Origin of the sequence: Alkalihalobacterium elongatum (assembly GCF_019024285.1) — a bacterium.
In the GTDB taxonomy this organism is placed as follows: Bacteria; Bacillota; Bacilli; order Bacillales; family Bacillaceae_F; genus Alkalihalobacterium; species Alkalihalobacterium elongatum.
In genome coordinates this window covers 722,295-737,780 of the sequence record NZ_WMKZ01000001.1, presented here as the reverse complement: position 1 = coordinate 737,780, position 15,486 = coordinate 722,295, and the positions used below count along the sequence as shown (strand labels likewise).

The window sequence follows — 15,486 nt, the reverse complement described above, 5'->3', positions numbered from 1 at the left end:
AGGTTAACTATGTTTCGTAATGTTGCGGAATTAATTGAATTAGCGGACTCAAAACAAATCCCCATTTCTGAAGTAATGATACAACAAGAGATGGAAGTCACAGAAAAAAGTCGAGAAATGGTCTTTTCAATAATGGAAAAAAACCTCGATATTATGGAAGAGGCGGTTAATCGCGGAATTAAAGAAAAGATCAAATCGGTGTCAGGTTTAACAGGTGGAGACGCGGTATTACTTCAAGAGTATATTAAATCTGGAAAGTCCCTTACTGGAGATATTCTGCTTGATGCTGTTAGTAAGGCTATAGCTACAAATGAAGTAAATGCAGCAATGGGAACGATTTGTGCAACCCCAACTGCAGGTTCTGCTGGTGTTGTGCCTGGGACACTTTTTGGACTCCAAAATAAACTCAACCCTACTAAAGAACAAAAAGTCCGGTTTCTTTTTACTGCAGGAGCATTTGGATTTGTTGTAGCTAATAATGCTTCCATTTCTGGAGCAGCAGGAGGATGTCAAGCAGAGGTAGGTTCAGCAACAGGTATGGCAGCAGCTGCTATTGTTGAATTAGCTGGAGGACCACCTAGTCAATCAGCTGTGGCAATGGCGATTGCCTTAAAAAATATGCTTGGACTTGTTTGTGATCCTGTAGCAGGCTTAGTGGAAGTACCATGTATTAAAAGGAATGCCATGGGGGCTGCAATCGCGATCACAGCTGCCGATATGGCATTAGCGGGTATTACGAGCCGTATCCCATGTGATGAGGTTATAGATGCTATGTACAAAATTGGGCAGACAATGCCAATTGCTTTACGTGAAACAGCACAAGGTGGATTAGCGGCTACCCCAACTGGCCGAGAGTTAGAAGCAAAAATATTTGGGATACCACTAGATAAAAAATGAACGAAATAGCACAACCTGTAACCAATATTAAGGGAGTGGGCGAGGAAACTGCAAAACAGTTGGGGAACTTAGGTATATACACGATTGGCGATTTACTTGAATACTACCCATTTCGTTATGAGGACTATCGTATTAGAGAAATTCATGAAGTTAACCACGACGAACGAATTACACTTGAAGGAGTCATTCATAGTGAACCGTCTGTTCGTTACTTTGGAAAGAAAAAAACAAGGTTATCAGTTAGAGTTCTTATCGAAAATGTACTTATTACTGCTGTTTTTTTTAACCAAGGTTTTGTAAAAAAGCAATTACAAATTGGTAACACAATTACCCTGACAGGAAAATGGGACCGTCACCGCCTTACACTAACCGTAAGTGAATTTAAAGTCGGTGAAGCCTCTAGACAAAATGAACTTGCACCCGTTTATTCAGTCGGTGGAAGTTTAAAAATGGGAACGTTAAAAAAAATCATTTATCAAGGTTTAAAGGAGTATGGAAATGAAATAAAGGATGTACTCCCGCCTTTTATTCTCGAGAAATATAAACTACTTCCAAAAAAAGAAGCTGTTCTTAGGCTTCATTACCCTCAATCGACTGAACTTGTTAAACAAGCTCGTAGACGAATGGTGTACGAGGAATTTCTCCTTTTCCAATTAAAGATGCAAGCGTTTCGAAAATTTAAACGTGAACAAACAAAAGGATTACCCATGCCAGTTACTACCGAAAAAGTTGATCAGTTCATACATTCTTTACCATTTCCGTTAACAAGTGCACAACAAAGAGTCGTTGACGAAATTATGAAGGATTTAAGTTCAGATTACCGGATGAACCGATTATTACAGGGCGATGTTGGTTCGGGTAAAACTGTTGTAGCTGCAATCGCTATGTATGCTACTGTCGATGCTGGCTACCAAGCAGCCTTAATGGTACCAACAGAAATCCTTGCAGAGCAACATGTAAATTCTATAACAGAGTTACTTTCTCCTTTAGGGATCGAGGTTGCGTTGTTATCAGGTTCTGTGAAAGGGAAAAAACGTCGAGAACAGTTAGAGAAAATCAAAGCAGGTGAAACACATGTCATTATTGGTACGCATGCGCTAATACAAGAAGATGTTCATTTTCAAAAACTGGGTTTAGTTATTACAGATGAACAGCATCGATTTGGTGTTGAGCAACGTCGTATTCTTCGTGATAAAGGAGAAAATCCAGATGTGTTGTTTATGACAGCCACACCAATTCCACGCACGTTAGCTATTTCAGTATTTGGTGATATGGATGTTTCAATTATTGATGAAATGCCAGCAGGTAGGAAGACAATTGAAACTTACTGGGTTAAGCATGACATGTTAGAAAGAGTATTACACTTTATTGAAAAAGAATTAAAAAAAGGACACCAAGCCTATGTAATCTGTCCGCTAATAGAAGAATCAGAGAAGCTGGATGTCCAAAATGCAATCGATGTTCATGCGATATTACAAGCACATTTTAAAGAATACAAAGTAGGGTTAATGCACGGGAGATTACATTCTTCCGAGAAAGACGAAGTAATGGAGGAGTTTAGTAAGAATAGATCACAAATTCTCGTATCAACAACAGTTGTCGAAGTAGGTGTAAATGTTCCAAATGCAACAATTATGCTTATATACGACGCGGAAAGGTTTGGTTTAGCTCAACTACACCAACTTAGAGGGCGTGTCGGACGTGGGGAACATCAATCTTATTGTATATTACTTGCAGATCCAAAATCAGATGTAGGAAAAGAGCGGATGAGGATCATGACAGAAACGAATGATGGATTTACCCTTTCAGAACGAGACCTCGAACTTCGTGGACCAGGTGATTTCTTTGGTCAAAAACAAAGTGGACTACCAAACTTCAAGATAGCCGATGTTGTCCACGATTATAGGGCGTTAGAAGTAGCTAGACAAGATGCTGTTGAATTTGTAAACTCCTCGGAATTTTGGAAAGGTGATGAATTTAAACCTCTAGTTTATTTTCTAGAGGAGCAAGGTTTACTAAGTGGTGAAAAATTAGATTAACTATTGCTATTTAGTAGCTGCAATTATATACTACTATTAGTACCTAGTCATATATTTTGGATGGTGGCGTACATGAAAAAATCTAAGAAAGAACGCCAAAAGCTGTTACAGGAAACTATCAAAAAAAATCCTTTTGTAACAGATGAGGAACTAGCGAAGACATTTTTAGTTAGCGTTCAAACTGTTAGATTAGACCGAATGGAATTATCGATACCAGAGTTAAGAGAAAGAATTAAAGATGTTGCAAAACAACAACTAGATGAAGTGAAAGCATTACCGATTGAAGAAGTTATTGGTGAAGTGATTGATCTTCAACTTGATGAAAGTGCGATATCAATATTACAAATTGGAAATGAACAAGTTTTTTCAAGAACAAAAATAGCTCGTGGGCATCATTTATTTGCTCAGGCGAATTCTTTAGCTGTTGCAATAATAAATGATGAACTTGCTTTAACAGCCAAGGCAACCATTAGGTTTACTCGTCAAGTGAAGGTTGGTGAACGAGTAATTGCAAAAGCAAAAGTCATTAAGCATGAAAAAGACAGAACGATTGTAGAAGTTAATAGTTTTGTTGACCAAGAGCAAGTCTTCTCTGGAGAATTTGTTATGTTTAGGTCAAAACAATCCTGAGAGTAGTATCGATTATTGACATTTTTTAGGTGGATTTGTCAAAAGGTTTAGCTGGCCTTTTTGTTATAAAAAGCAGGAAATGAGGCAATCGATATATAAACTAGTATGGACCGATTAAGAAATGAGGGTTGCTAACATGAAACTCGCAATTGATGCTATGGGCGGGGATAAGGCACCTAAAGCATCTATAGATGCAGCCGTAAAAGCTCTAAAAGAATTTCCTGACCTATCTATTACACTAGTAGGAAATGAAACAGAAATCATAAAACATATTCAGCCCAGTGATCGTATTACGATTTTACATACTGAAGAAAAAATTGAAGATGATGATTCACCTGCTACAGCAGTACGACGTAAAAGGGATGCATCTATGGTCTTAGCAGTAAAAGAAGTAAAAGAAGGACGAGCTGATGCGTGTATATCTGCTGGGAACACAGGGGCATTAATGGCGGCTGGTCTTCTTTATGTAGGTAGAATTAACGGAATTGATCGACCAGCATTAGCACCAATGTTGCCAACAGTTACAGGGGAAGGTTTCTTAATTCTTGATGTTGGTGCTAATATGGATGCTAAGCCAGAGCACTTAAATCAATATGCAATTATGGGTAGTATTTATATGCAGATGGTTCGTAAAGTAAATCGACCAAGAGTTGGCTTACTAAATGTTGGAACCGAAGATGGTAAGGGAAATGAACTAACAAAATTAACTTTTCCATTATTAAAAGATTTAGAACTTAATTTTGTAGGTAATGTTGAAGCTAGAGATTTATTAAATGGTGCTGTTGATGTCGTTGTCTGTGATGGGTTTACTGGAAATATCGTACTGAAAGCGACTGAAGGAGCAGCAGCTTCTTTATTTACGATTTTAAAAAGAGAACTTACTAGTAATGTTTTCAATAAACTAGTAGCGGGATTATTAAAACCGAGATTTCTAAAAATAAAGAAGACGATGGATTATTCAGAATATGGAGGGGCTGCATTATTTGGTTTAAAAGCCCCTGTTATTAAGTCTCATGGGTCATCGGATCAGGTGGCATTTTATCATACGATTGTTCAAGCTAGAGAAATGGTAGAACAGCAAGTTGTAACAACAATAAAAAATGAAGTCGCTAAGTACAATCGTCAATCAGAGTAAAGGAGAAAAAAAGATGGGGAAAATAGCGTTTATCTTTCCAGGACAAGGATCACAATTTGTAGGGATGGGACAATCTCTTATTGAAAGTAAACCAGACATCGAGAAAGTCTTTGCTACGGCTGATGAGCAGTTAGGATACGCATTATCCGATATAATGTTAAATGGCCCTGAAGACCAACTTAAGCGTACTGAAAATACGCAGCCAGCTCTACTTACGATGAGTGTTGCAGTACTTGAAGCTTTAAAAGAGTATAATATCACTCCTGATTACGTTGCGGGTCACAGCCTAGGAGAGTATAGTGCTCTTGTGTGTGCGCAAAGTTTAACGTTTGAAGATGCTGTTCGCGCAGTTAGACAGCGCGGATTGTTTATGGAAGAGGCAGTTCCTGCTGGGGAAGGAGCGATGGCTGCTATACTTGGTATGGAAAGAACTGTTTTAGAAGAAGTGACTGAAGAAGTTTCAAAAAATGGGGACTCTGTTCAACTAGCTAACTTAAATTGTCCTGGTCAAATAGTTATTAGTGGTACAGCAGAAGGCGTACGAAAAGCTTCGGAACTAGCAAAAGAAAAAGGGGCTAAGCGTACTATACCATTACAAGTTAGTGGTCCTTTTCATTCTTCCTTAATGAAGCCTGCAGCTGAAAAGTTGGCTACTGTACTAGATGGTATCTCAATCACGGAAGCAAAAGTTCCTGTAATTGCAAATGTAACAGCCGATGTTGTGACGGAAGCTCCTGACATTAAAAATAAACTAATAGAACAAGTATACTCACCTGTACTGTGGGAAGATACTGTGCGTAGATTAATTGATCTCGGTGTAGATACATTTGTGGAAATTGGAGCTGGAAATGTTTTAAGTGGTTTAGTACGTAAAGTACAGCGAAGAGTAAATGTTTTTGCAATAAGTGACATAGAGTCCATTCATGCAATGGTAGCAAAAATGAAAGGAGAATAGGCTATGCTTAATGGAAAAGTAGCACTTGTAACAGGTGCTTCTAGAGGGATAGGAAAAGCAATTGCTCTAGAATTAGCACAAAACGGTGCCAAGGTAGCTGTAAACTATGCAGGTAGTAAAGATAAGGCTGAAGCAGTCGTAAATGAGATTGTCAATAATGGCGGTGAAGCGATTGCAATCCAAGCAGATGTGGCTGATAGTGAAGCAGTTCAAAGTATGGTAAAAGAAGTCATTTCTACATACGGCTCCCTAGATATTTTAGTAAATAATGCAGGAATTACCCGTGATACTCTTGTTATGAGAATGAAGGATGAAGATTGGGATGCTGTTCTTAATACGAATTTAAAAGGCGTTTTCCACTGTGCTAAAGCTGTTACTCGTCAAATGATGAAGCAACGGTCAGGCCGTATTATAAATATCTCATCTGTTGTTGGTGTGTTAGGTAATGCGGGTCAAGCCAATTATGTTGCAGCAAAAGCTGGTGTCATTGGTTTAACGAAGTCGTTAGCGCGCGAATTAGCAAATCGTAATATTACTGTTAATGCTGTTGCACCTGGTTTCATTGAGACGGATATGACAGATAATTTAACGGAGGATATTAAAGAAGGTATGCTAAGCCAAATTCCTTTATCTAAACTTGGACAGCCACAAGAAATAGCGCGAGTTGTTCGCTTTTTAGCATCAGAGGATAGTAGTTATATGACAGGTCAAACACTGCATGTAGATGGCGGAATGTACATGCCATAACAAATCTCCTATTTTTAGAGAAAGGATTTGCTTTTATCAATCCTATCATGCAAAATAGATACGATGTTGTTTTGTACATAAAGCAAAATAGTTTAAGTTTTGAGAGGAGGTGAACGGAAGATGGCAGAGACTTTAGATCGTATTACTAAAATTATCGTTGACCGTCTTGGAGTAGAAGAGTCAGAGGTAAAGCCTGAATCTTCATTCAAAGACGATCTTGGTGCAGATTCATTAGATGTTGTTGAGCTTGTTATGGAATTAGAGGACGAGTTTGACCTTGAGATTTCTGATGAAGATGCTGAAAAAATTTCTACTGTTCAGGATGTTGTAAGCTACATTCAAAGCCAACAGTAGTTTATAGTAAAGGTTTGTAGTGAACCTATATGAAGAGGCTAACTCATAAGTTGTGTCGGGCACCTTAAACTGTATAGTATACATAAGCTAGGGAGTCAGCACCTGTGAGTCAGCCTCTTACTTTTCATCATAGCATAGGCAGTTTGGAGGTAAGACATGCCAAATTCTTCAAGACATTATCGGAAAAGATATTCTAATAACCATGGAGATCGAAAAAGACCACCAAGAAGGCTAACTTTATCATTAAAACAAAAAGAAAAGTTTGACTTATTGCTTAAAAGTATTGATATAGAATTTAAAAACCATAAGTTACTTATACAAGCTTTCACTCATTCATCCTATGTGAATGAGCATCGAATTAACTCGAGTCAAGATAATGAAAGACTTGAATTTTTAGGAGATGCGGTATTAGAGTTAGCAGTTTCACAATATTTATATAAAAAGTTTGAGACGATGAGTGAAGGAGATATGACCAAGCTGCGTGCTGCCATTGTCTGCGAAGCTTCTTTAGCAAATCTAGCAAATGAATTATCATTTGGGGAATTAGTATTGTTAGGGAAGGGAGAAGAAATGACAGGTGGTAGACAACGACCTGCGCTGCTTGCTGATGTTTTCGAATCTTTTATTGGATCACTTTACTTAGATCAAGGACTTGAAGCTGTATACTTTTTTCTAGATAAAACGATCTATCCTAAAATTAATGACGGTGCTTTTTCGCATATGATGGATTTCAAGAGTCAATTGCAAGAATTTGTCCAACGAGATAACATCGGTCAAATTCATTACGAAATTGTTCAGGAAAGAGGACCAGCGCATAGTCGTGAATTTGTGTCAGAAGTATTATTAAATGAACAAATCCTCGGAGTGGGAGTAGGACGTTCAAAAAAAGAAGCCGAGCAACATGCTGCCCAGCAAGCATTACTAAAATTAAGTGAACAATTATAATTATGGGGCTGAACTGTAGTTCAGCTCTTTTTATTGTTCTCGATAATTTGTTACAAATCGATCTTTGAATGTTGAGTGTAGATTTTGGACTCATCTTTTTTATAGCACGGTAATTTTTGTGAGAAAAGTCATATGCGAACATGACTTTTCTCACAAAAATATGACTTTGAATTGTAAAAAATATTGTTATATTTATTTTCTTAGGAAAATACAATTAATTCAAAAGGAGGGATTATTATGAAAATAGGTATTTGGTTTATAAAGATCTCGGTATTATATTTTGTTATTGGAGTTTTATTGGGATTATATATGTCAATGACTTATCAATTCCAATTTACTGGTACTCATGCCCATGTGAATTTATTAGGTTGGACAGCAATGACTTTAGCAGGAATTTTGTATGTGATATTTCCAAAAGCTGGGGAAAGTAAATTAGGCATTACCCATTTTTGGTTACACAACCTAGGTTTACCAATTATGATGGTGAGTTTATTCATGCTTGTTAGTACTGGTAACCAATCTTTTGGTCCTTTCATAGGAGTCGGTGGGATACTGGTCACTTTAGGTGTTATTTTGTTCGCTATTAACATTATAAAAAATGTACAGCCAACTAACAGGTCAGATAATCAAGAGAGCAAAACTGGATAAAGAAAAGAGGATGACGAGTGTCATCCCCTTTTCTTAGTAGTAAACTATTTACGTAATTTTCCTAATTCGGAAACAATAGCATCTAACTCACTTACACTAAAGTTTTTTTGACGTTGAACTAAATCGTATATATCCTTTAACTCCTCGTATTTATCTGTTTCAAAACTTTTAGCTTTTAATGCTCCTGCATTTACAATTTGTAATTTCTTTTTAATTTCCTCTAACATAAACTCAATATTTTCCCGGTTGCATACAGACAAGTCCATACTAGAACCCCTTCCTTATACGGTATTGTTGCCGTAATCATATCATAGAAAAACACATTTGTCTTATAACATAAATCGTTTATCAAAGATTGTTGCTTTGAAATAATTCAGCCCAACAGCAACATAGTTTACGAAACTATCCTAAAACATTCATTGGGGCACATTAAAGTTGGATCTAGATGTGCTTTCAAGATATTTTTCATAGACTTTTTGAACAACATCCAATAGTGGTATGATAAAATAGGAAAGTTGTTATTTTTTTATACTAGAATGTATTAACCAATCTATTGATAATCAAAGGGTATATTGTTTTGATTATCGTATTACTTACTAGTATAAGAAAAACTATGGCTAGCCTGAAGTTATAGGGGCAGCTAAGTTTAATTAATTGAGGGGGAAGGAACATGTTCCTCAAGCGTTTCGAGGTCATGGGTTTTAAGTCATTTGCTGATAGGATGACAGTCGAATTTGACTCTGGTGTTACAGCAGTTGTCGGCCCAAATGGAAGTGGAAAAAGTAATATATCTGATGGAATCCGTTGGGTACTTGGTGAACAATCGGCTAAATCGTTACGTGGTTCAAAGATGGAGGATATTATCTTTGCAGGTAGTGATACGCGAAAGCCATTAAATTTTGCTGAAATTACGTTAGTTCTTGATAATCAAGATCAGCATTTAGCGATAGATTATACAGAAGTTAGTGTGACTAGAAGGGTGTATCGTTCAGGTGAAAGTGAGTATCAACTAAATAAGCAGACGTGCAGGTTAAAAGATATCGTAGATTTATTTATGGATTCTGGTCTTGGTAAAGAAGCCTTTTCAATTATCGGACAAGGAAAAGTGGAAGAAATCCTAAGTAGTAAGGCAGAAGATCGCCGTGTGATTTTTGAAGAGGCAGCTGGCGTCTTAAAATATAAAAATCGTAAGCAGAAGGCGGAAAAAAAGCTCTGGGAAACACAAGAAAACTTAAACCGTGTCGAAGACATTTTACATGAGTTAGAAGGTCAGATAGAGCCGCTACGTATTCAATCTTCAATTGCAAAAGATTATTTGGAAAAGAAGCATGAATTAAAAGAAGTAGAAGTTGCATTAATGGTCTATGAAATAACCGACCTTCATGAAAAATGGACCAATGCCCAGGAACATTTACGAATGTTAGAACATCGTCGTGATGAGCTTTCTCATAAGATTAAGGAGAAAGAGGGTACTAGTGAACGGTTGCAATTAGAGTTGCGTAAGCTTGACACAACCTTAAATGAGCTTCAAGACGAGCTCCTTCAAGCCAGTGAGGCACTAGAAAAAAGTGAAGGACAAAAAGAAGTCATAAAAGAAAGAAAAAAGAATTTTCACTATAACCGGGATCAACTTATAAAAACAATCAATGACATTAAGGAGAGAAAACAGCTTTTAGAAAAGAACTTAGCTAATGAAAACGAGCTCCTTAGGAGATTAGAAAGAGAATTTCAAACAAAGACATCAGAGTTACTAGAACGACAAGAAAGACTTGCGCTAGCCCAAGAGGATCTTGAAGGTGAGCTTGATCGTTTAAAATCTGATTACATAGAAATAGTTAATGAGCAAGCGTCGATCCGCAATGAAATTCGTTACTTAGAAGAGCAGGTTGCTAGCACGAAGACAAAGAAAAAAATATTAATTGATGATAATGAGCAACTTTTACAGTTACGAAAACAAGTACTAGACAGGAAGAAAGAATATGAACAGCTTGTTAATAGTCGACAAAAAGAGCTTCATGAAAAAGTTGATCAATTTAGAGCATCAGAGACGAAAATTGAAAAACTAAATAAAGAATATGACAAGCGACAAGCACAACTATATGAAGCATTTAGGTTAATTCAACAAGTGAAGTCAAGAAAAGATGTTATTGAAGAAATGCAAGCTGACTTTTCTGGCTTTTTTCAAGGTGTTAAAGAAATTTTAAAAGCTAGAGGTAAAAATCTAAAGGGAATTGTAGGCGCAATAGCAGAGTTAATTAATGTTCCCAAGCAGTATGAAACAGCGATTGAGATCGCTTTAGGCGGAGCAACGCAACATGTCGTTGTTGAAACGGAAGGTGCAGCAAGACAAGCAATTAACTTTTTGAAAAAGAATGGTTTTGGAAGAGCGACCTTTTTACCGTTACCTGTCATTAAAGGACGTGGCATCCGAACGGACGTCGTTCATCAAATTAACAATCATAAATCGTTTGTTGGAATGGCTTCACAATTAATAAGATATGATCAGCGTTATGATCAAGTAATCGGTAATCTTTTAGGGCATGTTATTATCGCGAATAATTTAGAAGGTGCTAACGACTTAGCAAGAAAAATTGGCTATAGCTACCGTATTGTAACTCTAGATGGTGATGTAGTTAATCCTGGAGGTTCGATGACTGGTGGTGCTATTAAGCAAAAGTCTACACCGTTACTGGGCCGTCAACGTGAATTAGAAGATCTGTCGGAAAAGCTAAATGGTATGGAAGAAAAAACAACCAAGCTCGAAACGTATGTAAAAGAGCTTAAACAACAGTTGCAGCAAAATGAAGCAAACTTGCAACAGCAAAGAGAAGTTGGGGAGGTAGCTCGTGAATTAGAACGTGAGGCAAGAAACCTTCTACGTGAAGTAGAATTAGAAGAAAAAAGTGTCAATGATAGATTAGCTTTATTCGATCGGGAGCAAGAGATGTTGACCAAAGATGAAGAAACTGCAGAGCGGCGACTAGAGGCATTATCTATTGAATTTCAGCAGTCGACCGCAACAACAGCTCTTCTAGAAAGCCAAGTGAAAGAAATTGAAGCTAAACAAAAGCTACAGAAAACTTCCAAGGAAACGATGCAAGATGAACTAACAGACTTAAAGGTCAATATGGCCAAAGAGGAAGAACGGCTTGCAAATCAGCGTGATAAAGTAGACCGTTTAATAAATGAGGTTGAAGAAGTAACTTTTGTATTAAAAGAAAATGAAGAACAGTATTGGTTACTTGAAAATGAAATGAGTGACAGTTCGAATGGTGAGGATCATCTAGAAATTAGGATTGAGGAAAGTCGAAAGAAAAAAGACGGTACAATTTCTATTATTAGTAAACTACGTCATGAACGAACTGAAAAACAACGAAAACTAGACGATTTAGAAGCGACTTTAAAAATAGAGAAAAGCCACTTGAAATTATTACTTGATGAACTCCATCAATGTGAGGTTTTAACGAATCGCTATGATGTTCGGTTAGATAACCTCTTATCGCATCTCCGTGAAGAATATGAGCTCAGTTATGAGGCTGCTAAAGACGAACATCCATTGTTGTTCCCAGTAGAAGAAGCAAAGACGAAAGTAAAGCTAATAAAGCTTGCAATCGAAGAGCTTGGAACTGTAAACTTAGGGGCAATTGAAGAATATGATCGTGTAAGTGAACGTCATCAATTCCTTCATGAACAAAAAGAAGATTTAGTGATGGCAAAAGAAAACCTATTTAATGTTATTATGGAAATGGATGAAGAAATGACCAAACGCTTCAAAGAAACATTTGATCAAATTAGCGCTCATTTCAAAGTTGTGTTTAAACAGTTATTTGGTGGTGGACATGCAGACTTGGTGTTTACCAATCCAGATCAACTACTAACTACAGGAGTAGAAATTATGGCGAGACCACCTGGGAAGAAACTCCAAAACCTAGCGTTATTGTCTGGCGGTGAAAGAGCTCTAACAGCGATTGCATTATTATTTTCTATTCTGAAAGTTAGACCTGTACCTTTCTGTGTATTAGATGAAGTCGAGGCTGCTCTAGATGAAGCAAATGTCAACCGTTTTGCTTCATACTTAAAAGCATTTAGTGGACAAACCCAATTTATCGTTATTACTCATCGAAAAGGAACGATGGAAGAAGCTGATGTTCTCTATGGTGTAACGATGCAAGAGTCAGGTGTGTCTAGACTCGTGTCCGTAAAATTAGAAGATACAAAAGAATTAGTTGAAAGCTAAGGAGGAATTAACATGAGTTTTTTTAAGAAGTTAAAGGAAAAGATTACAGGTCAAACAGAATCGGTAACAGAGAAGTTTAAAACTGGCTTAGAAAAAACACGCGATTCATTCGTTGGTAAGATGAATGAACTGGTTGCACGTTATCGTAAAGTAGATGAAGATTTCTTTGAAGAACTAGAAGAGTTACTCATTAGTTCAGACGTTGGTGTCGCAACTGTTATGGAATTAATCGATGATTTAAAAGACGAAGTTCGCCTTCGGAATATTAAAGATACTTCTGAAATTCAACCCGTCATCTCAGAAAAGTTAGCAGAACTTCTACAAAAAGATGAAGAAGATGTGTCACTTAATATTCAAGAGGGTGCAATGACAGTTATTTTATTCGTTGGGGTAAACGGAGTAGGGAAAACGACGACAATTGGTAAAATGGCTCATATGTTCAAGGAACAAGGAAAATCTGTACTGTTAGCCGCAGGTGACACATTCCGTGCAGGCGCTATTGAACAACTCGAAGTGTGGGGCGAACGGGTTGGGGTCGATGTTATAAAGCAACAGGCAGGAAGTGATCCAGCAGCAGTAATGTTTGATGCTGTACAAGCTGCGAAATCAAGGAATGCAGATATTTTACTTTGCGATACGGCTGGACGACTACAAAATAAAGTCAATCTTATGAAAGAATTAGAAAAAGTAAAGCGTGTGATTGAACGGGAAGTACCGAATGCTCCCCACGAAGTCCTTCTCGTCCTAGATGCTACAACAGGGCAAAATGCAATGAGTCAGGCCAAACAATTCAGTGAGACGACGGATGTAAGTGGAATTGTTCTTACAAAGCTTGATGGAACAGCAAAAGGTGGAATTGTACTAGCGATCCGTCATGAATTAGATATTCCTGTGAAGTATGTTGGATTAGGTGAAAAAATGGATGATCTACAACCATTTAATGCTGAGCAGTTTGTTTACGGGCTTTTCAAAGATGTCTTAGAGGAAAAGCTTGAGGAAGAAGCGGAAAATTTATAAGTTATAGCAAGATTTAAGTCATTCAAGAAAAAAACTTGACACTCATTTTCTTTTCGTGTAGTATGATCTCTTGTAAAGGGAATTCACTTAACAAGGGGATGGTCCGTTTGCTCGATAAAACATTAAGGATGAATTATTTATTTGACTTTTATCAGTCCTTACTTACATCTAAGCAGCGACAATATATGGAACTCTATTACTTAGATGACTTCTCCCTAGGTGAAATTGCCGAAGAATTTGAGATTAGCCGTCAAGCCGTCTATGATAACATTAAACGGACGGAGGCAATGCTAGAGGAATATGAAGCAAAACTATCGCTACTCGAAAAATTTGAGCAGCGTTCCAACTATATTGCAAAGTTAAAATCGGCAATCTTAAAACCAGAAGCGACTCCTGAAGAGATCATGAGCGTCATCGAAGCTCTTGAAAAACTAGAGTAGGAGGCGACGGCCAATGGCATTTGAAGGTTTAGCGGAACGACTGCAAAGTACGATGCAGAAAATCCGTGGTAAAGGAAAAGTATCTGAAGCTGATGTTAAAGAAATGATGCGAGAAGTCCGACTCGCATTGTTAGAAGCGGACGTTAACTTTAAAGTCGTAAAAGAATTTATTGCACGTGTAAAAGAACGTGCAATCGGACAAGAAGTTCTAAAAAGCTTAACCCCTGGCCAACAAGTTATTAAAGTGGTTAACGAAGAATTAACGGCTTTAATGGGGGGAGAGCAAAGTAAGATCGCAGTTGCCAACAAGCCACCAACAGTTGTTATGATGGTTGGACTACAAGGGGCAGGTAAAACGACAACAACTGCGAAATTAGCAAATCACTTACGAAAGAAACATAATCGTACACCAATGCTCGTAGCTGCCGATATTTATCGTCCAGCAGCGATTAAACAGCTGGAAACTCTAGGGAAACAACTTAATATGCCAGTGTTTTCACTTGGTGATCAAGTTAGCCCAGTTCAAATTGCTGAAGAAGCTATTAAAAAAGCAAAAGAAGAACATAATGATTATGTTATTATCGATACTGCAGGTCGACTTCATATTGATGAAGAATTGATGGATGAATTAAAGCAGGTAAAAGAAATTGCTAAGCCTGATGAAATTCTTCTCGTTGTAGATGCAATGACAGGTCAAGATGCAGTAAACGTTGCTGAAAGCTTTAACGAGCAGTTAGACATTACAGGTGTTGTTTTAACAAAGCTTGATGGAGATACTCGTGGTGGTGCAGCTTTATCTGTTAAGTCAGTAACAAATACTCCAATTAAATTTGCGGGTATGGGTGAAAAAGTTGATCAACTAGAGCCGTTCCATCCTGAACGAATGGCTTCAAGAATACTTGGCATGGGTGATGTGTTAACTCTAATTGAGAAAGCACAGGCCAATGTTGATGAAGAAAAAGCACGTGAGCTTGAAAGAAAGATGAGAACGATGGACTTTACGTTTGACGACTTTCTTGAGCAGTTGGACCAAGTTAAAAGCATGGGGCCGCTAGATGAACTTCTAGGCATGATGCCAGGAATGAATAAAGTAAAGGGCATGAAAAATCTACAAGTCGATGATAAACAAATTGGTCGTGTAGAAGCGATTGTCCGTTCAATGACAAAGCAAGAAAAGCAAGACCCTAGTGTTATTAATGCTAGTCGTCGCAGGAGAATTGCCAAAGGAAGTGGGACTTCTATTCAGGATGTCAACCGACTATTAAAGCAATTTGAAGACATGAAGAAGATGATGAAGCAAATGACAAATATGGGTAAAGGGAAAAAGAAAGGGAAAATGCCTTTTAAATTTCCGTTCTAAAAACGTTTTTCATTTTTTCCTAGTTGCAAGCTAGTGAAAATTACTATAATATAAATTATTGTGTGAAATTATTTGGAGGTGT

General features: G+C 37.5%; 14 protein-coding genes. 13 read left to right on the top strand and 1 reads right to left on the bottom strand.

The window, feature by feature from the left end:
* Window positions 1-9: 9 nt before the first annotated feature.
* The 9 genes from sdaAA (at window position 10) to GKP30_RS03710 (ending at window position 8,350) form a co-directional block, all read left to right on the top strand.
* Window positions 10-897 carry an L-serine ammonia-lyase, iron-sulfur-dependent, subunit alpha gene (gene sdaAA / locus GKP30_RS03750; protein ID WP_216828027.1) on the top strand — a complete coding sequence of 296 codons (888 nt, stop codon included), beginning with the start codon at window positions 10-12 and terminating at the stop codon, window positions 895-897.
* Window positions 894-2,936 (top strand): ATP-dependent DNA helicase RecG, encoded by a 2,043-nt coding sequence (gene recG, locus GKP30_RS03745; protein ID WP_216828026.1) that lies wholly within the window; start codon window positions 894-896, stop codon window positions 2,934-2,936. The genes sdaAA and recG overlap by 4 nt, the downstream gene beginning before the upstream one ends.
* A 72-nt stretch (window positions 2,937-3,008) precedes the next feature.
* Window positions 3,009-3,566 carry a transcription factor FapR gene (gene fapR, locus GKP30_RS03740; protein ID WP_216828025.1) on the top strand — a complete coding sequence of 186 codons (558 nt, stop codon included), beginning with the start codon at window positions 3,009-3,011 and terminating at the stop codon, window positions 3,564-3,566.
* A 136-nt stretch (window positions 3,567-3,702) separates the two neighbouring features.
* Window positions 3,703-4,701, top strand: coding sequence for a phosphate acyltransferase PlsX (gene plsX / locus GKP30_RS03735; RefSeq protein WP_216828024.1), 999 nt, complete (start codon window positions 3,703-3,705; stop codon window positions 4,699-4,701).
* 13 nt (window positions 4,702-4,714) lie between these two features.
* A complete protein-coding gene (gene fabD, locus GKP30_RS03730) occupies window positions 4,715-5,656 on the top strand; it encodes an ACP S-malonyltransferase (RefSeq protein WP_216828023.1) in 942 nt (313 codons plus the stop codon).
* A 3-nt stretch (window positions 5,657-5,659) separates the two neighbouring features.
* A complete protein-coding gene (gene fabG / locus GKP30_RS03725; protein ID WP_216828022.1) occupies window positions 5,660-6,403 on the top strand; it encodes a 3-oxoacyl-[acyl-carrier-protein] reductase in 744 nt (247 codons plus the stop codon).
* Between the two features lie 120 nt (window positions 6,404-6,523).
* Window positions 6,524-6,757 carry an acyl carrier protein gene (acpP, locus tag GKP30_RS03720; protein WP_216828021.1) on the top strand — a complete coding sequence of 78 codons (234 nt, stop codon included), beginning with the start codon at window positions 6,524-6,526 and terminating at the stop codon, window positions 6,755-6,757.
* 156 nt (window positions 6,758-6,913) lie between these two features.
* Window positions 6,914-7,702 (top strand): ribonuclease III, encoded by a 789-nt coding sequence (gene rnc, locus GKP30_RS03715; protein WP_216828020.1) that lies wholly within the window; start codon window positions 6,914-6,916, stop codon window positions 7,700-7,702.
* A 237-nt stretch (window positions 7,703-7,939) separates the two neighbouring features.
* Window positions 7,940-8,350 carry a cytochrome-c oxidase gene (locus GKP30_RS03710; protein ID WP_216828019.1) on the top strand — a complete coding sequence of 137 codons (411 nt, stop codon included), beginning with the start codon at window positions 7,940-7,942 and terminating at the stop codon, window positions 8,348-8,350.
* A gap of 44 nt (window positions 8,351-8,394) precedes the next feature.
* On the opposite strand, the gene GKP30_RS03705 is transcribed toward GKP30_RS03710, so the two are convergent.
* Window positions 8,395-8,616 (bottom strand): DUF1128 domain-containing protein, encoded by a 222-nt coding sequence (locus GKP30_RS03705; protein WP_216828018.1) that lies wholly within the window; start codon window positions 8,614-8,616, stop codon window positions 8,395-8,397.
* Window positions 8,617-9,020: 404 nt separating this feature from the next.
* On the opposite strand from GKP30_RS03705, the gene smc reads away from it, so the two are divergent.
* From smc to ffh, 4 genes are all read left to right on the top strand, one after another.
* On the top strand, window positions 9,021-12,587 hold the full coding sequence (smc, locus tag GKP30_RS03700) for a chromosome segregation protein SMC (protein ID WP_216828017.1): 3,567 nt from the start codon (window positions 9,021-9,023) through the stop codon (window positions 12,585-12,587).
* A gap of 12 nt (window positions 12,588-12,599) precedes the next feature.
* A complete protein-coding gene (ftsY, locus tag GKP30_RS03695; RefSeq protein ID WP_216828016.1) occupies window positions 12,600-13,604 on the top strand; it encodes a signal recognition particle-docking protein FtsY in 1,005 nt (334 codons plus the stop codon).
* Between the two features lie 107 nt (window positions 13,605-13,711).
* Window positions 13,712-14,044: a putative DNA-binding protein gene (locus GKP30_RS03690; protein WP_216828015.1), complete on the top strand. Its 333-nt coding sequence runs from the start codon at window positions 13,712-13,714 to the stop codon at window positions 14,042-14,044.
* A 13-nt stretch (window positions 14,045-14,057) separates the two neighbouring features.
* Window positions 14,058-15,404 (top strand): signal recognition particle protein, encoded by a 1,347-nt coding sequence (gene ffh, locus GKP30_RS03685; protein WP_216828014.1) that lies wholly within the window; start codon window positions 14,058-14,060, stop codon window positions 15,402-15,404.
* Window positions 15,405-15,486: the final 82 nt, after the last annotated feature.